Below are 22,304 nucleotides of genomic sequence, written 5' to 3' on the forward strand. Positions count from 1 at the left end.
CGATCGTCGTGGCGCTGGTGCTCTGGCCGCTGCGAGCGCGCGGTGCCGATCGTCGGGTGCAGGCGGTGGTGGGCGGCCTGGCGGTCATCGGGTTCGTCGTCCTGGTCCGGCCCGGCGCCAGCGTGCTGCGGGCCGCGGTGATGGGCGGGGTGGCGCTGCTGGCGCTGGCGTCGGGCCGGGCGCGGGCGGCCGTCCCGGCGCTGGCCGCGAGCGTGGTCGTGCTGCTCCTGCTGGCGCCGACGCTGGCCGTCGACGGCGGCTTCGTGCTCTCGGTCGCGGCGACGGCGGCGATCGTGCTGCTCGCGCCGGGCTGGTCGCGGGCGTTGCGCCACCGGGGCACCCCGGGGCCGGTGGCCGACGCCCTGGCGGTGAGCGCGGCCGCCGGGCTGGTGACCGCACCACTGATCGCCGCGCTGTCCGGCGTGGTCAGCATCGTCTCGCTGCCGGCCAACCTGCTGGCGGCACCGGCGGTGGCCCCGGCCACCGTGCTCGGGCTGCTGGCCGCGCTGCTCTCACCGCTTGCCCCGGGTCCGGCCGACGCGCTCACCTGGCTGGCCGGGTGGCCCGTCCGTTGGCTGGTGCTGATCGCCGAGCGCGCCGCGGCGGTGCCGGACGGCGTCACCGGCTGGCCCACCGGGTTGCCCGGTGCCCTGCTGCTCACCGCGGTGCTCGCGGCAGGCGCCTGGGCGCTGCTGCGCTGGCCACGGTTGCGCCCGCTGGCCCTGGCGGCGCTGGTCGGGATCGTGGCGGTCGGCTGGCCGCTGCGCCAGGCGACCCGGGGGTGGCCGGTGCCGGACACCGTCGTCGTCGCCTGCGACATCGGTCAGGGTGATGCGCTGGTGCTGCCGACCGGGCCGGGCGAGGCGGTGCTGGTGGACGCCGGCCCGGACCCGGCGCTGGTCGACGGCTGCCTGGACCGGCTGGGGGTCGACCGGCTGCCGCTGGTCGTCCTCTCCCACCTGGACGCCGACCACGTGGGCGGCCTGACCGGCGCACTGACCGGCCGGGAGGTCGGCGAGGTGGCGACCGGGACGCTCACCCCCACCGACGAGCGGCGCCCTGCCCTCGACGCGGCCGTGGCGGCAGCGGGGGCCGAGCACGTCGTCCTGCGACCCGGTGACCGGCGGACGGTGGGCACCGCCGGGTTCGAGGCGCTGGCGCCCGACCCGGCGCTCGCGGTGCCAGGTGGCGAGCCCAACGACCTGAGCCTGGTGCTCCGGGCCACCCAGCGCGGGCTGCGGGTGCTGCTCACCGGTGACCTGGGCGCCGAGGCGGAGGCGCGGCTGGTGGCCTCCGGCGTCGACCTGACCGCCGACGTGGTCAAGGTGCCGCACCACGGCAGCGCGGACGCCGACCCGGGATTCCTGTCGGCCACCGGGGCCGTCGTGGCGCTGATCTCGGTGGGCGCGGACAACACCTACGGTCATCCCGCCGACCGGCTGCTGGACATGCTGGCCGGCATGCGCGTCTACCGCACCGACCGGGACGGCGACGTCGCGGTCAGCGGCAGCGCGGGGGACTGGGGCGTGGCCGTGCGTGGCCGGGACGAGGCGCTGCGTGCCACGGCCGCGCCACCGGACACCCAGGAGCACGGACCCGGCGTACCGGTCCGGACGCACGCAGCAGCCGCAGCGACCCGGCTGCCCGCACGGGCCGCACCCGGTCGGTGGCGGGCGCCGGTGGTGGGCCGGTCCGGTCGGCACCGCGTGGCAGCATGGCCGCGTGCCCGCACAGCCCCCTGCCCCGACCTCCCGGCTCCGCATCGTGGCCGGCGAGGAGGAGCTGCTGCGCGCCCGCGCGGTCTCGGCCGTGCGGGCCGCGGTGCGCGAGCGCCACCCCGACAGCGAGGAGCACGAGCTCGCCGCCGCCGGGCTGCCGGTCGGGCAGCTGGCTGACGTGCTCGCCCCCTCGCTGTTCGGTGGCCACCGGCTGGTCGTGGTCACCGGGGTGCAGGAGTCGGCGGCCGCGCTGGCCGACTCCCTGGTCAGCTACACCAAGGACCCGGACCCCGAGCTGACGCTGGTCGTCGTGCACAACGGCGGCAAGCGGAACGAGGCGCTGCTGAAGGCGTTCAAGAGCGCCGGGGCAGCGGTCGACGACTGCCCGAAGATCAGCTCCGCGGGGGAGCGGGTCGCCTTCGTGCGCAACGAGGTCCGGCACGCCGGTGGGAAGATCACGCCCGACGCCGTCACGGCGCTGCTGGACGCGGTGGGCAACGACCTGCGCGGGCTGTCGGCCGCGGCGAGCCAGCTGGTCTCCGACTTCGGTGGGGTCATCGACGCCGATGCGGTGGCCCGGTTCCACCGCGGTCAGGCCGAGGTCACCGGCTTCAGCGTCGCCGAGCGCGTGCTGGTGGGTGACACCGCCGGGTCGGTGGAGATGCTCCGGTGGGCACTGGACCGAGGGGTGGCGCACGTGCTGATCGCCGACGCGCTGGCCGACGGGGTGCGCACCGCGGCCCGGGTGGCGTCGCTGAACACCACGAACATCGGCGACCTGGCCCGCCAGCTCAAGCTGCCGCCGTGGAAGGTGAAGAAGGCCCAGGCGCAGGCCCGGGGCTGGAGCATCGACGCGCTGCAGCAGGCGATCGGCGTCGCGGCCGAGCTCAACGCCGACGTCAAGGGCGCCGCGGCCAGCGCCGACTACGCGCTGGAGCGGGCGGTGCGCCGCATCGTCGCCATCCGCGCCGCCGGCGCCGGCGGCCGCGCACGCACCTCCCGCTGACGTCGGTCGACCGACCCGCAGGACGCAACGCCCCCGGGGCGCCCCCCCGGCAGGGAGGTCAGGAGCGCAGCTCCCGACGACGGCCCGACTCCGACCGGCGCGAACCGGCCGCTGACGGCCCCGTCAGCAGACCCCCCGGAACGCGACGAGCCCCCTCCCGGCAGGGAGGGGGCTCGTCGCAGAGCGGGTGCGCAGCTCAGAGGCTGGCGACCTTCTTGGCCAGCGCCGACTTGCGGTTCGCGGCCTGGTTCTTGTGGATGACGCCCTTGCTGGCAGCCTTGTCCAGGGCCTTCGAGGCGGTCACGAGGGCGGCGGTCGCCGCGTCCTTGTCCCCGGCGTCGGCGGCCGTGCGGAAACGCCGCACCTGCGTCTTCAGGGCGGACTTGACCGCGACGTTGCGCTTGCGCGCGATCTCGTTGGTCTTGATCCGCTTGATCTGGGACTTGATGTTCGCCACGCGTGAGCCTCGGATGTGTCGCAGGGAGGTGTACTTCTGACAGTGCGTCCGCGGCGCAGCACAGCGCACTGCGGACCGGCCTCACAAGATACCAGCTCCCCTCCAGTGACCCAACCCGCGATCACCCGCTCACCCGTCGCACCGTCCAGGCCAGCGCGGCCTCGTGGAAACGCCGCTGGAAGGCCCGCAGCGTGGGGAGCCCCGGCGGCGCCGGCTGGCGCATGCCGTACGCCCACATGCCGGTCATCGCCGCCACCAGGTCGGTGACCACCGCGGGGTCGGCCGCCGCGGCGAGCGGGGAGCGGTCGAGCAGCCACTCCGGGTCCACCCCGCCCTGGGTGGCGGCGTCGAAGGCGAACAGCACGGTGTCCACCCAGTCCGCGCCGCGGGCCGCCCACGCCCAGTCCACGAAGGTCACGGTGCCGTCGGGGGCGAGCAGCATGTTGTCCGCCCGCAGGTCGTTGTGCACCAAGGTGTCGCCACCGAGCCAGCCGGCGGCGGCCAGCCGTTCCGGCACGGCCCCGAGCCAGTCCAGATGAGCGGCCTCCCAGGGGTCGAGGTCGGTCGGCGGCTCGGTGGCGAGCTCCGCCCAGGCCGACAGCGACCGGCCGAGCCGCTCGGCGACGGTGGGCAGCCCGGCGACCGGGCAGGGCGTGCTGGTCCGGGCCAGCTCGGTGAGCCCGTCGACGACGGCGGCCGCGGTGCGCGGCGTCCAGGGCAGCGGAGGGGAGTCGGCGTCCACGGCGTCGAGGACCAGGGCGACCCACTGGTCGTCGCCCTGGGCCCACTCGAGGAACGCCCGGTGGCCGGGTGCGGGCACCGACGCCGGCAGCTCCGCGGTCACCGCGGCCTCGGCGCGCACCAGGCCGGGGGTGTCCGGGTTCAGCGTCGTCCCGACGGCCTTCACGAACGCCCGGCTGCCGTCGGCGCAGGTCACGACGGCGGCCGGGCCCGGGGAGAAGCCGCCGGTGCGGGGCGACACGGAGACCACCGGGGAGCCGAGCGCCGCGTCGATCGCCGTCCGCAGCGCAGCGGGGAGCCGGTCGTAGGGGAGGCGGGGACTGCCGGGGACGGTCACCGGTTCACGGTGGGCGACGGTGTCCGCCCGGGCAATCGCTTTACCCGGGGCGCGGACGTGGGACGATGGCGGCACTGTGACGACTCCTGCTGCCACCGATCCCGCCCGGATCCGGAACTTCTGCATCATCGCCCACATCGACCACGGCAAGTCGACGCTGGCCGACCGGATGCTCGAGGTGACCGGCATCGTCGAGGGGCGCCAGATGCGCGCCCAGTACCTCGACCGGATGGACATCGAGCGCGAACGCGGCATCACCATCAAGTCGCAGAACGTCCGCCTGCCCTGGACGGTCGGCGGCGAGGACTTCGTCCTCGACATGATCGACACCCCCGGGCACGTCGACTTCACCTACGAGGTGTCCCGGTCGCTGGCCGCCTGCGAGGGTGCGGTGCTGCTGGTCGACGCCGCGCAGGGGATCGAGGCGCAGACGCTGGCGAACCTCTACCTGGCGATCGAGAACGACCTGACGATCATCCCGGTGCTCAACAAGATCGACCTGCCGGCCGCCCAGCCGGAGAAGTTCGCCGCGGAGATCGCCGGCATCATCGGCTGCGACCCCGACGACGTGCTGCGGGTCAGCGGCAAGACCGGTGTCGGCGTGCCGGAGCTGCTCGACCAGATCGTGGCGAAGATCCCGGCCCCGGTCGGTGACGCCGACGGCCCCGCCCGGGCGATGATCTTCGACTCCGTCTACGACATCTACCGCGGGGTGATCACCTACGTCCGCGTGGTCGACGGCCGGATCAGCGGCCGCGAGCGGATCAAGATGATGTCCACCGGCGCGGTGCACGAGCTGCTGGAGATCGGCGTCATCGCCCCGGAGCCCAAGCCGGTCGAGGGGCTCGGGGTCGGCGAGGTCGGCTACTTCATCACCGGGGTGAAGGACGTCCGGCAGTCCCGCGTCGGTGACACCGTGACCCTGCAGCACAAGCCGGCCGCCGAGCCGATCGGCGGGTACAGCGACCCCAAGCCGATGGTCTACTCCGGGCTCTACCCGATCGACGGCAGCGAGTACCAGCTGCTGCGCGAGTCGCTGGACAAGCTGCTGCTCAACGACGCCGCCCTGGTCTACGAGCCGGAGACGTCGGCGGCGCTGGGCTTCGGCTTCCGGGTCGGCTTCCTGGGCCTGCTGCACCTGGAGATCGTCCGGGAGCGGCTGGAGCGCGAGGGCGGGCTCTCGCTCATCTCGACCGCGCCGAACGTCGTCTACCGGGTGGTGATGGAGGACCAGTCCGAGGTCGTCGTCACCAACCCCAGCGACTGGCCGGAGGGGAAGATCGACAAGGTCTTCGAGCCGATCGTCAACGCCACGATCATCGCGCCCAGCGACTACACCGGCGCGATCATGGAGCTCTGCCAGAGCCGCCGCGGGTCGCTGACCGGGATGGACTACCTCTCCGAGACCCGGGTGGAGCTGCGCTACACGCTGCCGCTCGGCGAGATCATCTTCGACTTCTTCGACGCGCTGAAGTCGCGCACCCGCGGCTACGCCAGCCTGGACTACCAGGAGGCGGGCGAGCAGCAGTCCAAGCTGGTCAAGGTGGACATCCTGCTCCAGGGCGAGGCCGTCGACGCGTTCTCCGCGATCGTGCACACCGACAAGGCCTACAGCTACGGCGTCCTGATGGCCGGCAAGCTGCGCGAGCTGATCCCGCGTCAGCAGTTCGAGGTGCCGATCCAGGCGGCCGTCGGCTCCCGGGTGATCGCCCGCGAGACGGTGCGCGCCATCCGCAAGGACGTGCTGGCCAAGTGCTACGGCGGTGACATCACCCGCAAGCGCAAGCTGCTGGAGAAGCAGAAGGAGGGCAAGAAGCGGATGAAGATGGTCGGCCGCGTCGAGGTCCCCCAGGAGGCGTTCGTCGCCGCGCTCTCCACCAACGAGTCGACCGCCGCCAAGCCCAAGTGAACGGCCGGGTCGAGGCGGTCTGCGTCTCCGGCAGCGAGCTGCTGCCGCTGCCCGACAAGCGCCCGAACCGCTCCGGCATCGACAAGCGACCGGTCACCGGCCGGGTCGCCGTCCACCCGCTCGGCCTGGACGGCGACGTCCAGGTCAACAAGAAGCACCACGGCGGCGAGGGGCAGGCGGTCTACGCCTACGCCCAGGTCGACGCCGACTGGTGGGCGGCCGAGCTCGACCGCGAGCTGCCGCCCGGCCGGTTCGGCGAGAACCTGCGCACCACCGGGCTCGACCTGCGCAACGCCGTGATCGGCGAGCAGTGGCAGGCCGGGACGGCGCGGTTCGAGGTGACCGCCTGGCGCACCCCGTGCGCCAACTTCGCCCGCTTCTGGGGCGTCCCCGACCTGGTGAAGCGGTTCGCCGCGCACGGTGCCACGGGTGCCTACCTCCGGGTGCTGGAGACCGGCGAGATCGGCGCGGGGGACGCCGTCACGGTGGTCTCCCGGCCCGACCACGGGATCACCGTCGAGACGGCCTTCCGGATCGTGATGACCGAGAAGGCCCGGCTGCCCGAGCTGACCCCGATCCTGCCGTTCCTGGCGGAGAAGGACCGGCCGGTGCTGACCGCCAAGATCGAGAAGCGGCTCGCCCAGGCCTGACCGCCGTCAGACGGTGAAGACGATCTTCCCGGCGGTGCGGCCCTCGAGCATGCGCTCGAAGCCGTCCCGGGCCTGGCTCAGCGGCAGCTCGACGTCGATCACCGGGCGCACCCCGGTGATCCGGCACATCTGGATGAGGTCGTCGAGCTCGTCGCGGGTGCCCATCGTGGAGCCGATCACCGAGAGCTGGGTGAAGAACACTCGGTTCAGCTCCGCGCCCGGGTTGAACCCGCTGGTCGCGCCACAGGTGACGACGACGCCGCCGGGCTTGAGCGACTTGATGCTGTGGCTCCAGGTGGCCTCACCGACGGTCTCCATCACGCCGTCCACCCGCTCGGGCAGTCGGGCGCCGGACTCGAACGCCTGGTCCGCGCCGAGCGCGAGCGCCGCCGTCCGCTTCTCCTCGCTGCGGCCGGTGACCCACATCCGGTAGCCGGCCGCGCGGCCCAGCGTGACCAGCGCGGTCGCGACGCCACCGCTGGCGCCCTGCACCAGCACCGTCGACCCGGGCCGCAGGCCGGAGCGGACGAAGAGCATCCGGTAGGCGGTCAGCCACGCGGTGGGCAGGCAGGCGGCCTCGGCGAAGGAGAGCTCGGCGGGCTTGGGCACCAGGTTGCGCCGGGGGACGGCGACCCGCTCGGCCAGCGTGCCCTGGTGCACCTCCGAGAGCAGCGAGCGCTTGGGGTCCATCGTCTCGTCGCCGGTCCAGCCGGGGGAGGAGATGACCGCGTGCACGACGACCTCGTTGCCGTCCTCGTCGACGCCGGCCGCGTCGCAGCCCAGGGTCATCGGCATCCGCTCGGCCGGCAGGCCCACGCCGCGCAGGCTGAACAGGTCGTGGTGGTTGAGCGAGGCGGCCTTCACCTGCACCGTCGTCCAGCCCTCGGGCGCGTCCGGTTCGGGGCGGTCGCCCACCTCCAGCACGGAGAGCGGGTCCTTCGGGGCAGGGGTGGAGACGAAGGCAGCCAGCATGTCCGCAACGTAACCGAGCCGGCCGGCGGCAGCGACGTGGGTCACGCCGCGGGCTCACCGGACGACGACGGCGTGCTCCTGCTGGGCGACGAACTCACCGATCACCGGGGCGCCGGGCACCTCGCCGCCGAGCAGCAGCCCGCCGGAGGTCTGAGCATCGGCCAGCAGCAGCGCCTCGTCCTCGCTGACCGCCGACAGGTCGGCGTGCGGCCGCACCCAGTCGAGGTTGCGCCGGGTGCCGCCGGAGACCCAGCCGTCGGCCAGCGCCTGCCGCGCCCCGGCCAGGTACGGGACGGCGGCGGCGTCGACCACTGCGGTCACCCCGCTGGCCCGGGCCATCTTGTAGAGGTGGCCGAGCAAGCCGAACCCGGTGACGTCGGTGCCGGCCCGGATGCCCGCGGCGACGGCGGCGATCGAGGCCTCCGCGTTCAGCGACGTCATCGAGGCGACCGCCTCCGCGGACACCTCGCCGGTGTTCTTGTGCCGGCTGTTGAGCACGCCCACGCCCAGCGGCTTGGTCAGCGACAGCGGCGTCCCGGGGGTGGCGGCGTCGTTGCGGATCAGCCGGTCGAGATCGACGAGGCCGGTGACCGCCATGCCGTACTTGGGCTCCGGGTCGTCGATGGAGTGGCCGCCACCGACGTGGCAGCCGGCCTCGTGCGCGACCTCCAGGCCGCCGCGCAGCACCTCGGCGGCCAGTTCCGCGGGCAGCACGTCCCGCGGCCAGCCCAGCAGGTTGACCGCCATCACCGGCGTGCCGCCCATGGCGTAGACGTCGGAGAGCGCGTTGGCCGCGGCGATCCGGCCGAAGGTGTACGCGTCGTCGACCACGGGGGTGAAGAAGTCGGTCGTGAGCACCAGCCCCTGCCCGCCGGCGATCCGCACCACGGCGGCGTCGTCCCCGTCGTCCAGGCCGACGACCAGCTCGGCCGCCGGGTCGCGGGGGCCGGTGTGGGTCAGGCCGGCGACCACCGCCTCCAGCTCGCCGGGCGGGATCTTGCAGGCGCAGCCGCCGCCGTGCGCGTACTGGGTGAGCCGGACGGGAGCGGTGCTGGTGGTCACGTCGGACCAATCTAGGTGCCCGGGCCGGGGGTGCGCCGCCTGCGTAGGCTCGGTGGTGGAGGCGTCAGGGTGTCTGGTGGCCCCCGCGGCCTCTAAAGCCGACGTGGCCGAGCATCTCGGCCAGGCGGGTTCGATTCCCGTCCGCCTCCGCCAGCTCCCCGGCCGGCCAGGTCCTCGAGACCTGGCCGGCCGGTCCGGCGCCGCCCTCGGTGCACAGCGCGACCCCGGGCGCGGGCATCGGCCCTGGTGGTCCTCGGACACGGGCCCGCTGTGGCACGCTGCCGATGGGACGGCGGACGTGTGCCCGCCCCGCCGTGACCGGTGGCCCGTCGACCCACGAGCGGAGGAGGTCCGGTGGCCGCCACCCTGCACGACGTGGCCCGGCTCGCCGGGGTCTCCTTCAAGACGGTGTCGAACGTCGTGAACGACTACCCGCACGTGCGGCCGAGCACCCGGCAACGCGTCCAGGCGGCGATCGAGCAGCTCGGTTACCAGCCCAACCTCTCCGCCCGCAGCCTCCGCTCCGGGCGCAGCGACGCCATCAGCCTGGCGGTGCCCGAGCTGCGCCTGCCCTACTTCGCCGAGCTGGCCGACGAGGTGATCCGGGCGGCCGAGCGGCGGGGGCTGGTGGTGCTCATCGAGCAGACCAACCGGGACCGGCGGCGCGAGGTCGACCTGTTGTCCAGCAACCGGCTGCGGATGGTGGACGGGCTGCTGTTCAGCCCGCTGGGGATGGGGGAGGAGGACGCCGGACTGCTGGAGATCGGTGTCCCGCTGGTGCTGCTGGGGGAGCGGCTGTTCCACCCGTCGGTCGACCACGTGATGATCCAGAACGTCGAGGCGGCGCGGGGTGCGACCCGGTACCTGCTCGAGCGCGGGCGCCGGCGCATCGCGGTGGTGGGGTACCACCCCGGCGAGGTCATCGGATCCGCCGGTCTGCGGTTCCGGGGCTATCGCGAGGCGCTTGAGGAGGCCGGGGTCCCGCTCGACGAGCGGTTGCTCGGGGTGGCCCAGCTCTGGCACCGGCACCAGGGGGCCGAGGCCGCGCACCAGCTGCTGGACTCCGGTGCGGAGTTCGACGCCGTCTTCGCCTTCAACGACACCTTGGCCCTGGGCGCGATGCACGCGCTGCTGGCCGCCGGCCGGCGGGTGCCCGAGGACGTCGCGGTCGTCGGCTTCGACAACACCGACGACGGCCAGTACTCCCAGCCGTCACTGACCACGATCGACCCGGGACGGCGGGAGATCGCCGATCGTGCGGTGGAGACGCTGGCCCGGCGGATCGCCGACCGTGACCTGCCGGTGCAGCACGTCGAGGTCGGCTGGTCGCTGGTGGAACGCGAGTCCAGCTGAGCCCTGCCGGACGGCTGCGACCGCCTCCCTCGCGCCGGCTGAGCGCCGCTGCGCAGGGGCCTCGGTGGGCACCCGCACGGGGGTCCCGGCGGCTTGGTCACGACTCGGTCGCGGGTGCTTGACAGCCTCTGAGCCGGTGAGCAGTATCTCGTTTCACAACGTTGTAAAAGTGCTCCAGCGCACACGCTGGGCCTGAGGGTCGTCCTCGTCGCCGTCGCCCGACGGCGGACGGGATGGCCCGCGCGCCGCTCGCCCCGACCGGGGCGACGGCGGTGCTCCGGTGGGTGCCCGGCGCACCGCCGTCCCCGCCGGACGGCCGCACCGGGGCGCCGATCGGCACCTCGCACCCGGCGCGCCGTCCCACGCCGCACGACCGCTCCACCGCACCACCGCACCACCCCACGACGACGACGTCAGTGGGCGTCACTCCGAGAGGGAGCACCGTGAAGAACAGACTCCTCACCACCGCCATCGGCGCCGGCACCGTCATGGCCTCGCTCTCCGCCTGCGGTGGCGGCGGCGGGGGCGGCGACACCGCCAGCGCGGACGCGGGCAACTGCAGCGTCCCGATCGCCGAGACCGAGGCGCCCGTCGTCTCGGTGTGGTCCTGGTACCCCAACGCCAAGACGGTCGTGGAGGACTTCAACGAGCTGCACGACGACGTCCAGGTCTGCCTGACCAACGCCGGCCAGGGTGCCGACGAGTACGCCCGCTTCCAGACGGCGGTCTCCGCGGGCACCGGGGCGCCGGACGTGATCATGCTGGAGACCGACACCGTCCCGGTCTTCGCGCTGCAGGAGGCGCTCGTCGACCTGACCCAGTACGGGGCCGACGAGGTCCAGGGGAACTTCGGCGAGGGCGCCTGGCGGGACGTCTCCAGCGGTGACGCCGTCTACGGCATCCCGGTCGACGGCGGGCCGATGGCGATGATGTACCGCACGGACGTCTTCGAGCAGTACGGCATCACCCCGCCCACGACCTGGGAGGAGTACCGGGCCGCGGGCGAGGCGCTCAAGGCCGCCGGAGGCCCGCTGATGGGCGACTTCCCGGCCAACGTGCCGGCCCCCACGGTCGCGCTCATGCAGCAGAACGGCGCCGAGCCGTGGGTCTACGACTCCGGCGACCCGACGCAGCTGGAGATCGACCTCAACAGCCCGGAGGGCAAGGAGGTCCTCGACTACTGGGCCGGCCTGGTGCGCGACGGCCTGGTCGGCACCCAGGACCAGTTCACCACCGACTACATCGCCGGTGCGATCCGCGGGGACTACGCCACCTACATCTCCGCCGCCTGGGCTCCGGGCTACCTGACCGGCGCAGGGGCCGGCGAGGGTGAGGACGCCGGCAACTGGGCGGTGGCACCGCTGCCGCAGTGGGACCCGGCCAACCCGGTGTCGGTGAACTGGGGTGGCTCGGTGTTCTCGGTCACCAGCCAGTCGGAGCAGCCCGAGCTGGCCGCGCAGGTGGCCAAGGAGCTCTACGCCGACGAGGCCTCGCTGACCGACGGGTGGACCAGCCAGACGATCTTCCCGCTCAACCAGTCGGTGCTCAGCTCGCAGGAGTTCATCGACAACGAGTCGGAGTTCTTCTCCGGCCAGACCGCGAACCGGGACGTCTACATCCCGGCCGCCGAGGCCTACGAGGGGTCGACCTACAGCCCCTTCGGCACGACGTTCTACGCCCAGTTCACCGAGGAGATCGCCGCGATCAACGCCGGGGAGAAGACCGGCTCCGAGGCGCTGGACGACCTGCAGGCGGAGATGGAGACGTACGCGACCCAGCAGGGCTTCACGCTCGACTGAGCTGCCCGGCCGGCCGTCCGGGCCCCGGGAGCGCGACCCGCTCCCGGGGCCACCCCTCCTCCCTGCGCACGAGAGCGAGACCGCAATGGCAACGCTGGACACGGCGCCGCGGCCGCAGGCCCCGGCCGCGGACCCGGCCCCCGCACGCAGCCGACGGCAACGCCGCGGCCGGGCCCAGGGCCTCATCGGGTGGGCGTTCCTCGCCCCCTTCGCCGTGGTGTTCCTGCTCTTCCTGGTGACACCGCTGCTGTACGCCTTCTACCTCAGCCTCTTCACCAAGGGGCTGGCCACTGGTGAGCGGTTCGCCGGGCTGGACAACTACACCCGCGCCTTCACCGACCCCGCCTTCCTGAGCGGCGTCTGGTTCGTCATCCGGTTCTCGCTGGTGGTCATCCCGGTGCAGATCCTCGTCGCGCTGGCCGCGGCGCTGGTGCTGGACTCGGTGACCAGCCGGTTCGCCCGGTTCTCCCGGCTGATGATCTTCGTGCCGTACGCGATCCCCGCGGTGATCGGCGCGGTGATGTGGGGCTTCCTGTACAGCCCCAACTTCGGGCCGCTGGAGCAGCTCTTCGGCGACGGGGCGCCGTTCCTGCTCAGCCCGGACAACCTCTTCTACGGGTTCACCAACGTGGTCACCTGGCAGTGGGCCGGCTACTACATGATCATCATCTACGCCGCCCTGCAGGGCATCGACCCGGCCGTCTACGAGGCGGCCCGGATCGACGGCGCCAGCTCCCGGCAGATCGCGCTGCGCCTCAAGGTCCCGATGATCAGCTCGGCGTTGATCCTCATCCTGGTGTTCTCGCTGATCGGCACGCTGCAGTTCTTCACCGAACCCCAGGTCCTGACCCCGATCTCCAACGGGGCGATCAGCACCGACATCACGCCGAACGTCTACGCGTTCAACCTCGCGTTCCGCTTCGCGCAGTTCAACTACGCCTCCGCCATCTCCTTCGCGCTGGGCATCGTCGTCTTCATCGGCGTCTACCTGTTCCTCTTCCTGACCCGCAAGCGTGGGGGGTTCCTCAAGTGAGCGTCCTGACCCGTACCGCCGACGTCGACGCCCCGCCGGTCGGCGCGGCCGGCACCCCCCGCCGCCGGGGCCGGCGCGCCTGGACCTCGCACGTGTTCCTGGCGTTCCTGGTCCTGTACTTCGTGCTCCCGCTGTGGTTCCTGCTGGTGGCGAGCACCAAGAGCGGCGGCGGGTTGTTCAACTCGCCCAACGGCGCCCTCTGGTTCGGTGACGGCTTCCACCTGCTCGACAACCTCAGGACGCTGTTCACCTACAACGACGGCATCTACCTCCGCTGGCTGGGCAACTCGCTGCTCTACGCCATCGGCGGGGGAGTCGGGGCCACCGTCCTGGCGGTCCTGGCCGGCTACGCCTTCGCCAAGTTCGACTTCCCGGGCCGGCGGGTGACCTTCGCGCTGCTGCTGGGCGCGGTGATGGTGCCGATGACGGCCCTGGTGATCCCCACCTTCGTGATGCTGTCGGAGGTCGGGATGACCAACACGGTGTGGGCGGTGATCCTGCCGTCGATGCTGAGCCCGTTCGGCGTCTACCTGATGCGGGTCTACTGCGCCGACGCCGTCCCCGACGAACTGCTGGACGCCGCCCGGATGGACGGCGCCGGGGAGTTCCGGGTGTTCCGGCAGGTGGCGCTGCCGCTCATGCGCCCGGCGGTGGTGACCGTGCTGCTGCTGTCGGTCGTGGGCACCTGGAACAACTACTTCCTGCCGCTGGCCGTGCTCTCGGACTCCCAGCTGTTCCCGGTGACCGTCGGCATCAACCTCTGGCAGGGCCTGGCCGGTGCCAACAACGGCGGCGGGGTCTCGCTCTACACCCTGATCATCGTCGGTTCGCTGGTCTCGATCCTCCCGCTGATCGCCGCCTTCCTCGGCCTCCAGCGCTACTGGCAGGGCGGGCTGTCCATCGGCAGCCTCAAGTAGCGAGCGGCGCCCGCTCACAGAGCGGGCCGTCCAGGCCGGACCGGCCCACGACGCCGGAGCCGTCCCCACCCCACCCACGCGACCGCGGCTCCGCGGCGCTCTCGAGGAGTTCCCCCATGCCCTCCGCACGCCTCACCCTCGACCCGCGCTTCACCGTCGGCGCCGTCCACCGTCGGGTCTTCGGCTCCTTCGTCGAGCACCTGGGCCGATGTGTCTACGACGGCATCTACGAGCCGGGCCACCCGGCCGCCGACGAGGACGGCTTCCGGACCGACGTCCTGGACCTCGTCCGCGAGCTGGGGGTCTCGACGATCCGCTACCCGGGCGGCAACTTCGTCTCCGGCTACCGCTGGGAGGACGGCGTCGGCCCGCGGGAGTCCCGGCCCCGCCGGCTGGACCTGGCCTGGCACTCGGTGGAGACCAACCAGGTGGGTCTGCACGAGTTCGCCCGCTGGAACGACAAGGCCGGCAGCGAGCTGATGCTGGCGGTCAACCTCGGCACCCGCGGCGTCCAGGAGGCGCTGGACCTGCTGGAGTACAGCAACGTCCGGTCCGGCTCGGCCCTGTCGGACCAGCGGGCCGCCGACGGCACGCCGGAGCCCTTCGGCGTCCGGATGTGGTGCCTGGGCAACGAGATGGACGGCCCCTGGCAGCTCGGGCACCGCAGCGCCGAGGACTACGGCAAGCTCGCCAGCCAGACCGCCAAGGCCATGCGTCAGCTGGACCCCTCGGTGCAGCTGGTCGTGTGCGGCAGCTCCAACTCGGCGATGCCCACGTTCGGCGCCTGGGAGCGGACGGTCCTCGAGCACACCTACGCCGACGTCGACTACATCTCCTGCCACGCCTACTACGCCGAGAAGGACGGCGACCTGGCCGGCTTCCTGGCCTCGGCGGTGGACATGGACCGCTTCATCGAGTCCGTCGTCGCCACCGCCGACCACGTCAAGGCGGTGCTGCGCAGCGAGAAGACGATCGACATCTCCTTCGACGAGTGGAACGTCTGGTACCAGGAGCGCTTCCACAGCGAGGACCAGATCACCGACATCGAGCAGTGGCCCTACGCCCCCCGGCTGCTGGAGGACGTCTACTCCGTCGCCGACGCCGTGGTGGTCGGCAGCCTGCTGATCTCGCTGCTCAAGCACGCCGACCGGGTGACCTCGGCGAGCCTCGCGCAGCTGGTGAACGTGATCGCGCCGATCATGACCGAGCCGGGGGGCCCGGCCTGGCGGCAGACGACGTTCTTCCCGTTCGCGCTCACCTCCCGGCTGGCCCGGGGCAACGCCCTGCGGGTGGAGCTGGCGTGCGACACCTACCGCACGTCCCAGCACGGTGACGTCCCGGTCGTGGACGCGGTGGCCACCCACGACCCGGAGACCGGCCGGACCGCACTGTTCCTGGTCAACCGGGCCATCGAGGGCCCGGTGACGGTGACCGTCGACGCCGCTGCCCTGGCCGGCGTCCAGGTCCTGGAGAGCCACACGCTGCACGACGGGGACCCCTACGCAGCCAACACGCTGGCCGAGCCCAGCCGGATCACCCCGGCCGAGAACAAGAGCGTCCTGCTGGAGAACGGCTCGCTCACCGTGGAGCTGCCGCCGGTCTCCTGGACGGCGATCTCCCTCGGCTGAGCCACCCGCACCACCACCCCCATCCACCGGATCCACCACCACCAGGGGAGCGCCCGATGGCGACCGTCACCTTCGACCGAGCAACGTGTGCCTACGCCGGGGCCGACCGCCGGGCGGTCGACTCGCTGGAACTGGAGGTGGCCGACGGGGAGTTCCTCGCCCTCGTCGGCCCCTCCGGGTGCGGCAAGTCGACGTCGCTGCGGATGCTCGCCGGCCTGGAGGACGTCACCGAGGGCGCGATCCGCATCGGCGGCCGCGACGTCACCGACATGCCACCCAAGGACCGGGACATCGCGATGGTGTTCCAGAACTACGCCCTGTACCCGCACATGAGCGTCGCGGACAACATGGGCTTCGCGCTGAAGATCGCCGGGATGGGCAAGGAGGAGCGCCGGGAGCGGGTCGTCGAGGCGGCCAAGCTGCTGGACCTGGAGCCCTACCTGGACCGCAAGCCCAAGGCCCTCTCCGGTGGTCAGCGCCAGCGCGTCGCGATGGGCCGGGCGATCGTCCGCAAGCCCCAGGTCTTCCTGATGGACGAGCCGCTGTCCAACCTCGACGCCAAGCTGCGCGTGCAGACCCGCACCCAGATCGCCTCGCTGCAGCGCCGGCTGGGCATCACCACCGTCTACGTCACCCACGACCAGGTCGAGGCCATGACCATGGGCGACCGGGTCGCGGTGCTCAAGGACGGCGTCCTGCAGCAGTGCGACGCGCCCGGGGTGCTGTACGACCGGCCGGCGAACGTCTTCGTCGCCGGGTTCATCGGGTCCCCGGCGATGAACCTGTTCGAGCTGCCGGTCAGCGACGGCGGGGTGCGCTTCGGCGACCTGGTCGTCCCGGTCCGGCGAGCCGTGCTGGGTCAGGTCGCCGGGAGTGCGGTGACCCTCGGCGTCCGACCGGAGGACCTGACGCTCGCCGACCACGGGATCGCGGTGCACGTCGACGTGGTCGAGGAGCTGGGCGCCGACGCCTACGTCTACGGCCGGACCGAGCAGGGCGGGGAGGACCGCACGATCACCGTGCGGGTGGACGGCCGGCGCCCGCCCCGGCGGGACACGGTCGTGCACGTCGCGCCGCAGGCAGAGCGGGTGCACCTGTTCGGGGCCGACGGGACGCGGCTGGCCGCCTGACCGCACGCGGGGCCGGGCCCGGACCGGCCCCGCGACGCCGCCCTAGGCTGGGTGACGAGATGACCACCGATCCCCGCCGCGCGGTGCCGCGGACCGATGCCGTGCTCGCCGAACCCGAGGTCGCCGCCGCCGTCGCCCGGCTGGGGAGGGACCTGGTCAAGGCCGCCGTCCAGTCGGTGCAGCAACGGGTCCGGGACGGCGGGCTCGGCCCGGACGACGTCGTGGCGACCGTGCTGCGCGAGCTGCCGGGCACCGCCAGCAGCCTGTCGCCGGTGCTCAACGCCACCGGGGTGCTGGTGCACACCAACCTCGGCCGGGCCCCGCTGTCCGCCGCCGCCGTCGACGCGGTGGTGGCGGCCAGCGGCACCACCGACGTCGAGCTCGACCTGGGCACCGGACGTCGCGGGCCGCGCGGGGCCGGAGCGCTCGACGCGCTGCTGGCGGCCGTCCCCGCCGCCGAGGCCGCGATCGTGGTGAACAACTGCGCCGCGGCGCTCGCGCTGGTGGCGACGGCGTTCGGTGGTGAGCTGGTCATCGCCCGCGGCGAGCTCGTCGAGATCGGCGACGGGTTCCGGATCCCGGAGCTGCTGGTCTCCACCGGTGCGCGGCTGCGCGAGGTCGGCACGACGAACCGGGCGGCGCTGGCCGACTACACCGCGGCGCTGGGCCCGGACACCGGCGCGGTGCTCAAGGTGCACCCGTCGAACTTCGTCGTCCGGGGGTTCACCCGCGCCGTGGACGTCGCCGAGCTCGCCCCGGCGCTGGCCGGCACCGGCGTGCCGTTGGTGGCCGACGTGGGCAGCGGCCTGCTGCGCCCGCACCCGCTGCTGCCCGACGAGCCCGACCTGCAGACCACGCTGGCCGCCGGGGCGGACCTGGTGCTGTGCAGCGGCGACAAGCTGCTCGGCGGGCCGCAGGCCGGCATCGTGCTGGGCCGCGCCGACCTGGTGCAGCGGCTGCGCCGGCACCCGCTGTACCGCGCGCTGCGAGTGGACAAGACGACGTTGGCGGCGCTGGAGGCGACGCTGCGCGGCCCGGTGCCGCCGGTGCGCGCGATGCTGGACGCCGACCTGACCGGGTTGCGGTCCCGGGCCGCCGCGGTGGCCGAGGCGCTGCGAACCGCAGGCGTCGCGGCGGAGGCGGTGCCGGCCACCGCGCGGGTCGGCGGGGGAGGGGCGCCGGAGTTCGAGCTGCCCAGCGCGGCCGTGGCCCTGGACGCCCGGTTCGCCGAGCCGCTGCGGCGCGGCAGCCGGCCGGTGGTCGGCTACCTGGAGAGCGGCCGGACGCTGCTCGACCTGCGCAGCCTGGCCCCGGACGACGACGCCCGCCTGGTCGCCGCGGTGCGGGAGGTGGCCGACCGGTGGACGTGATCGCCACCGCCGGCCACGTCGACCACGGCAAGTCGACGCTGGTGCGGGCGCTCACCGGGATGGAGCCGGACCGCTGGGAGGAGGAGCGCCGGCGCGGGCTGACCATCGACCTGGGGTTCGCCTGGACGACGTTGCCCTCGGGCCGGCGGGTGGCCGTGGTCGACGTCCCCGGGCACGAGCGGTTCGTCGGCAACATGCTCGCCGGCGTCGGCTCGGTGCCCACCGCGCTGGTCGTGGTCGCCGCCGACGACGGCTGGTCGGCGCAGACCGAGGAGCACGTCGCGGTGCTGGACGCCCTCGGGGTGCGGCACGGGCTGCTCGCGGTCACCAAGGCCGACCTCGCCGACGCAGGCCCGGTGCTCGCCGACGCGGCCGAGCGGCTGGCCGGCACCTCGCTGGGCCGGGTGCCGGCGGTCGCGGTCAGCGCCCGCACCGGCGCCGGGCTGCCGGAGCTCTCCGCCGCGCTGGAACAGGTGCTCGCCGGCCTGCCGGCGCCCGACCCGGCCGCGCCGGTGCGGCTGTGGGTCGACCGGGCCTTCAGCATCCGCGGCGCCGGCACGGTCGTCACCGGGACGCTGGCCGCCGGGACGGTGTGGGCCGGTGACCGGCTGGACCTGGCCGGGCGGGCCGTGACGGTGCGCGGGCTGCAGTCGCTGGGTGAGCCGGTCGAGTCGGCGGGGGCGACCGCTCGGGTGGCGCTGAACCTGCGCGGCGTCGCGGTCGAGGAGCTGTCCCGCGGCGACGCGCTGCTCACCCCCGAGGCGTTCCGCCGCACCGCCGACCTGGACGTCACCCTGGTGCGGCCGGTGGAGGAGAAGCTGCCCGCGGAGCTGGTGGTGCACATCGGCTCGGCCACGGTCGCCGCCCGGGTGCGCCCGCTGGACGGCGCAGCGCTGCGGCTACGGCTGGCCACCGAGCTGCCGGTGCGGGTCGGCGACCGGCTGTTGTTGCGCGACCCCGGCGCCCGCCGGGTGTTCGGCGCCGACGTCCGGGACGTCGACCCGCCGGAGCTGCGCCGCCGCGGCGCCGCCCGCACCCGCGCCGCCGAGCTGGCCGAGCAGCCCACCGGGGAGGGGGGCGCGCTCGCCGACCTGCGGCGCCGCCGCTTCGTGCGACGGACGGACTTCGTGGCGATGGGCTGGCCGGTGCCCGCCGGGACGACGGAGGTCGGCCCGTGGTTGATCGCGCCCGGGCTGGCCGACGAGCTGGCCGCCCGGGTACCGCAGGTGGTCGCCCGGTACCGGCAGCTGCGCCCGCTGGAGCCCGGCCCGCCGACCGCGGTGCTCCGCTCGGCGCTGGAGCTCCCCGACGTGGAGCTGGTGCCCGCGCTCGTCCGGGAGCCGCTGGCGCTGCGCGACGGCCGGGTGGTCTCGGGGGCGGCGGCGCTGCCGCCGGAGGTGCAGCGCGCGGTCGACGGGATCCGCGCGCGGCTGGCTGCCGCCCCGTTCGCCGCACCCGAGGCCGGTGACCTGGTGGCCGCCGGGCTGGGGCCGCGGGAGCTGGCCGCGGCGGTGCGCGACGAGCAGCTGGTGCGCATCGCCGACGGCATCTACCTGGCCCCTGGCGTCGCCGAGCAGGCCCGCGCCCGGCTGGCCGCGCTGCCGCAGCCGTTCACGTTGAGCGAGGCCCGCCGGGCCTGGGACACCACCCGCCGGGTCGCCGTCCCGCTGGCCGAGTGGCTGGACGCCCGCGGGGTCACCGTGCGCCAGCCGGACAACACCCGCCGCCTGCGCTGACCCGGGTCAGCCGGAGCTGCCGCCGGCGATGATCCGCAGGGCGATCTCGGGTGGGGTCTCCACGACCCGGCGCGCGGACGCCTCCTCGGTCTCGACGGCGTCCTCCGGTCGCACCGGCTCGGGCAGGCGGCGGTACCGCGCGCGTGGGTCGTCCTCGGTCATGGGCCCATGGTCCCGGTGGGCAGCCCCGGTCGGTACCCGTTCCGGCGACGGCGGCGGTCCGCGCCAGGACGACGCAGTGCGCGCGCCGATCGGCGGTGGTCCTGCGACGCTGGTGCTCTGCGTGCGAGGACGACGCAGAGCACCAGCGTCCCGAGTCACTCCTCGGCGGGCACCCAGCGGGCGGGGCGCTTCTCCCGGAACGCGGCGATGCCCTCCTGGCCCTCTTCGCCGGCGAAGAACCGCGCCGACAGCTCCAGCAACGCCGGGAACTGCCCGGCCAGGTCGGTGCCCGAGCGCAGCAGCCGCTTGGTCTCGGCCAGCGCGGTCGGTGCCCCGGCAGCCAGCGCGGTGACCTGCGCGGCGACGGTGGCGTCCACCTCGTCGTCCGGTACCGCCAGGTCGACCAGCCCGCCCGCGGCGGCGGTCGCGGCGTCGAACACCTCGCCGGTGAGCATCAGCCGGTGCACGGCGTGCGGCAGCATCCGCGGCCGGCACACCGCCGAGATCACCGCCGGGACGACGCCGATCCGCACCTCGCTGAACGCGAAGGTGGCGCTCGCCCCGGCCACCACCACGTCGCAGGCCGCGGCCAGGCCGACCCCACCGGCGCGAGCCGGGCCGCGGACGGCGGCGAGCACCGGCTTGGGCGCGTCCCAGATCAGCCGCAGCAGCTCGGGGAACTCGTTGACCCCCTGGTCGGCCGCCGAGCCGCCGGTGGCCTCGGTGAGGTCCATGCCGGAGCAGAACACCCGGCCGGTGTGGTCGAGCACCACCACCCGCACGGCGTCGTCGGCGAGCGCCTCGGTGAGAGCGGTGCGCAGCTGGGCGCGCATGGCGCGGGAGAGGGCGTTGCGGTTGGCGGGGGAGTCGAGGGTCAGCCGGGCCACGCCGGCGGTCACCTCGACGGAGAGCACGCGGGCGTCATCGGTCGCGGAGGTCACGCCGCCATCCTGCCGGGAGCCGTCACACTGGGAGCAGCGATGACCACGACCCTCCCTCTCCTCGGCCAGACCCCGGCGCTGCCCGCGGACCCCTCGATGCTCCCGGCCTCCGCCCGCGACACCGTCGGGACGACGCCGTTCGGGCTCTACGTGCACGTGCCGTTCTGCGCGACCCGCTGCGGCTACTGCGACTTCAACACCTACACCTCCGACGAGCTGGGCCCCGGCGCCAACCGCAGCGAGTACGCCGGCACCGCGATCGCCGAGCTGCGGCTGGCCGCTGAGGTGCTGGGCCCGGACCGGCCGCCGGTGCAGACCGTCTTCGTCGGCGGCGGCACTCCGACTCTGCTGCCGGCGCACGACCTGGTGGCCGTGCTGGACGCCGTCCGTGAGCTGTTCCCGGTGGCGCCGGACATGGAGGTGACCACCGAGGCCAACCCCGAGTCGGTGACGCCGGAGTCGCTGGCCGTGCTGCGGGAGGGCGGCTTCACCCGGATCAGCCTGGGCATGCAGTCCGCAGCCGAGCACGTGCTCGCCGTGCTGGACCGCCGGCACACCCCCGGCCGGGCGGTGCAGGCCGCGCACGAGGCCCGGGCCGCCGGGTTCGAGCACGTCAACCTCGACCTGATCTACGGCGCACCGGGGGAGACCGACGCCGACTGGCAGGCCTCGCTCGACGCCGTCCTGGCCGCGCCGGTCGACCACGTCAGCGCCTACGCGCTCATCGTGGAGCAGGGCACCCGGCTGGCCCGCCGGGTCACCCGCGGCGAACTGCCGATGCCGGACGACGACGTGCTCGCCGACCGCTACGAGCAGGCCGACCGGGCGTTCGGCGGTGCCGGGCTGGGCTGGTACGAGGTGTCCAACTGGGCCCGCGACCGCGCGGCTCGCTGCCGGCACAACGAGCTGTACTGGGCCAACGCCAACTGGTGGGGGATCGGGCCCGGTGCGCACTCGCACGTCGGCGGGCTGCGCTGGTGGAACGTCAAGCACCCGGCCGCCTACGCCGACCGCCTCGCCGCCGGCCTGCACCCGGCCGCCGACACCGAGCTGCTGACCGCGGACGACCAGGCGCTGGAGCGGGTGATGCTCGGCCTGCGGCTGCGCGACGGCCTGCCGCTGACCGCGCTGAGCGACGTCGGGCGGGCTCGGGCGGCGGAGGCCGTCGTCCGGGGGCTGCTGGCGGCCGAGCCGCACGCTGCCGGGCTCGCCGTGCTCACCGACCGCGGCCGGCTGCTCGCCGACGCCGTCGTCCGCGACCTCACCGACTGAGGAAGTACCCCGTCCTCCGCACCCCTCGCAGGCTCGGGGCGAGCCTCGGGACGGGGCCTGACCGCTGCCCCCACCGCTCGCAGGCTCGCGGCGGGCCCCCGCAGCGGGGCC

General features: G+C 74.0%; 19 protein-coding genes and 1 tRNA gene. 14 read left to right on the forward strand and 6 right to left on the reverse strand.

What is annotated here, in order from left to right; all coding sequences use genetic code 11:
* Positions 1-8: 8 nt before the first annotated feature.
* Both Q1A09_RS15730 and holA read left to right on the forward strand, forming a co-directional pair.
* Entirely contained in the window at positions 9-1,895 is a 1,887-nt protein-coding gene (locus Q1A09_RS15730) for a ComEC/Rec2 family competence protein (RefSeq protein WP_299956733.1), read from the forward strand.
* The gene (holA, locus tag Q1A09_RS15735; protein WP_299956944.1) at positions 1,822-2,724 is read left to right on the forward strand and encodes a DNA polymerase III subunit delta; all 903 of its coding nucleotides are present in this window, start codon (positions 1,822-1,824) and stop codon (positions 2,722-2,724) included. The genes Q1A09_RS15730 and holA overlap by 74 nt, the downstream gene beginning before the upstream one ends.
* Before the next feature lie 196 nt (positions 2,725-2,920).
* Here the strand turns inward: holA and rpsT are convergent, their stop codons facing one another.
* Positions 2,921-3,181, reverse strand: a complete 261-nt coding sequence (rpsT, locus tag Q1A09_RS15740; RefSeq protein ID WP_299956735.1) for a 30S ribosomal protein S20 — start codon at positions 3,179-3,181, stop codon at positions 2,921-2,923.
* A 121-nt stretch (positions 3,182-3,302) separates the two neighbouring features.
* Positions 3,303-4,259, reverse strand: a complete 957-nt coding sequence (locus Q1A09_RS15745) for a phosphotransferase (RefSeq protein WP_299956737.1) — start codon at positions 4,257-4,259, stop codon at positions 3,303-3,305.
* Positions 4,260-4,335: 76 nt separating this feature from the next.
* Between Q1A09_RS15745 and lepA the strand changes: the two genes are divergently transcribed.
* Positions 4,336-6,168 (forward strand): translation elongation factor 4, encoded by a 1,833-nt coding sequence (gene lepA / locus Q1A09_RS15750; protein WP_299956739.1) that lies wholly within the window; start codon positions 4,336-4,338, stop codon positions 6,166-6,168.
* A complete protein-coding gene (locus Q1A09_RS15755) occupies positions 6,165-6,818 on the forward strand; it encodes an MOSC domain-containing protein (protein ID WP_299956741.1) in 654 nt (217 codons plus the stop codon). Before lepA ends, Q1A09_RS15755 begins: the two co-directional genes overlap by 4 nt.
* Positions 6,819-6,824: 6 nt before the next feature.
* Here Q1A09_RS15755 and Q1A09_RS15760 read toward each other — a convergent pair whose 3' ends face one another.
* Both Q1A09_RS15760 and selD read right to left on the reverse strand, forming a co-directional pair.
* Positions 6,825-7,790 (reverse strand): zinc-binding dehydrogenase, encoded by a 966-nt coding sequence (locus Q1A09_RS15760; protein ID WP_299956743.1) that lies wholly within the window; start codon positions 7,788-7,790, stop codon positions 6,825-6,827.
* Between the two features lie 54 nt (positions 7,791-7,844).
* Positions 7,845-8,852 (reverse strand): selenide, water dikinase SelD, encoded by a 1,008-nt coding sequence (selD, locus tag Q1A09_RS15765; RefSeq protein WP_299956746.1) that lies wholly within the window; start codon positions 8,850-8,852, stop codon positions 7,845-7,847.
* 57 nt (positions 8,853-8,909) lie between these two features.
* Here selD and Q1A09_RS15770 point away from each other — a divergent pair.
* The 9 genes from Q1A09_RS15770 (at position 8,910) to selB (ending at position 19,818) form a co-directional block, all read left to right on the forward strand.
* Positions 8,910-9,005 (forward strand) — tRNA-OTHER (locus Q1A09_RS15770).
* A gap of 201 nt (positions 9,006-9,206) precedes the next feature.
* Positions 9,207-10,205: a LacI family DNA-binding transcriptional regulator gene (locus Q1A09_RS15775; protein WP_299956748.1), complete on the forward strand. Its 999-nt coding sequence runs from the start codon at positions 9,207-9,209 to the stop codon at positions 10,203-10,205.
* A gap of 443 nt (positions 10,206-10,648) precedes the next feature.
* A complete protein-coding gene (locus Q1A09_RS15780; protein ID WP_299956751.1) occupies positions 10,649-12,004 on the forward strand; it encodes an extracellular solute-binding protein in 1,356 nt (451 codons plus the stop codon).
* Positions 12,005-12,089: 85 nt separating this feature from the next.
* A complete protein-coding gene (locus Q1A09_RS15785; RefSeq protein WP_299956754.1) occupies positions 12,090-13,037 on the forward strand; it encodes a carbohydrate ABC transporter permease in 948 nt (315 codons plus the stop codon).
* Complete coding sequence (locus Q1A09_RS15790; RefSeq protein WP_299956757.1) at positions 13,034-13,954, forward strand: carbohydrate ABC transporter permease; 921 nt, start codon at positions 13,034-13,036, stop codon at positions 13,952-13,954. Before Q1A09_RS15785 ends, Q1A09_RS15790 begins: the two co-directional genes overlap by 4 nt.
* 116 nt (positions 13,955-14,070) lie before the next feature.
* Positions 14,071-15,582, forward strand: a complete 1,512-nt coding sequence (locus Q1A09_RS15795) for an alpha-N-arabinofuranosidase (RefSeq protein WP_299956760.1) — start codon at positions 14,071-14,073, stop codon at positions 15,580-15,582.
* Positions 15,583-15,638: 56 nt separating this feature from the next.
* Positions 15,639-16,712, forward strand: coding sequence for an ABC transporter ATP-binding protein (gene ugpC, locus Q1A09_RS15800; RefSeq protein WP_299956763.1), 1,074 nt, complete (start codon positions 15,639-15,641; stop codon positions 16,710-16,712).
* Positions 16,713-16,771: 59 nt separating this feature from the next.
* Positions 16,772-18,082, forward strand: coding sequence for an L-seryl-tRNA(Sec) selenium transferase (gene selA, locus Q1A09_RS15805; protein ID WP_299956766.1), 1,311 nt, complete (start codon positions 16,772-16,774; stop codon positions 18,080-18,082).
* On the forward strand, positions 18,073-19,818 hold the full coding sequence (selB, locus tag Q1A09_RS15810) for a selenocysteine-specific translation elongation factor (protein ID WP_299956769.1): 1,746 nt from the start codon (positions 18,073-18,075) through the stop codon (positions 19,816-19,818). Before selA ends, selB begins: the two co-directional genes overlap by 10 nt.
* A gap of 6 nt (positions 19,819-19,824) precedes the next feature.
* Here the strand turns inward: selB and Q1A09_RS15815 are convergent, their stop codons facing one another.
* The gene (locus Q1A09_RS15815) at positions 19,825-19,980 is read right to left on the reverse strand and encodes a hypothetical protein (RefSeq protein ID WP_299956772.1); all 156 of its coding nucleotides are present in this window, start codon (positions 19,978-19,980) and stop codon (positions 19,825-19,827) included.
* Positions 19,981-20,135: 155 nt separating this feature from the next.
* Positions 20,136-20,921 carry an enoyl-CoA hydratase-related protein gene (locus tag Q1A09_RS15820; protein WP_299956775.1) on the reverse strand — a complete coding sequence of 262 codons (786 nt, stop codon included), beginning with the start codon at positions 20,919-20,921 and terminating at the stop codon, positions 20,136-20,138.
* Between the two features lie 39 nt (positions 20,922-20,960).
* Here Q1A09_RS15820 and hemW point away from each other — a divergent pair, with 39 nt between their 5' ends.
* Positions 20,961-22,193 (forward strand): radical SAM family heme chaperone HemW, encoded by a 1,233-nt coding sequence (gene hemW / locus Q1A09_RS15825; RefSeq protein WP_299956778.1) that lies wholly within the window; start codon positions 20,961-20,963, stop codon positions 22,191-22,193.
* Positions 22,194-22,304: the final 111 nt, after the last annotated feature.

The organism is uncultured Modestobacter sp. (assembly GCF_947486615.1).
In the GTDB taxonomy this organism is placed as follows: Bacteria; Actinomycetota; Actinomycetes; order Mycobacteriales; family Geodermatophilaceae; genus Modestobacter.

Excerpts from the sequence above, each read along its gene's own strand:
- Q1A09_RS15760 (WP_299956743.1), bottom strand. The coding sequence starts at position 7,790 with ATGCTGGCTGCCTTCGTCTCCACCCCTGCCCCGAAGGACCCGCTCTCC.
- Q1A09_RS15785 (WP_299956754.1), top strand. The coding sequence starts at position 12,090 with ATGGCAACGCTGGACACGGCGCCGCGGCCGCAGGCCCCGGCCGCGGAC.
- Q1A09_RS15795 (WP_299956760.1), top strand. The coding sequence starts at position 14,071 with ATGCCCTCCGCACGCCTCACCCTCGACCCGCGCTTCACCGTCGGCGCC.
- ugpC (WP_299956763.1), top strand. The coding sequence starts at position 15,639 with ATGGCGACCGTCACCTTCGACCGAGCAACGTGTGCCTACGCCGGGGCC.
- selA (WP_299956766.1), top strand. The coding sequence starts at position 16,772 with ATGACCACCGATCCCCGCCGCGCGGTGCCGCGGACCGATGCCGTGCTC.
- Q1A09_RS15815 (WP_299956772.1), bottom strand. The coding sequence starts at position 19,980 with ATGACCGAGGACGACCCACGCGCGCGGTACCGCCGCCTGCCCGAGCCG.
- hemW (WP_299956778.1), top strand. The coding sequence starts at position 20,961 with ATGACCACGACCCTCCCTCTCCTCGGCCAGACCCCGGCGCTGCCCGCG.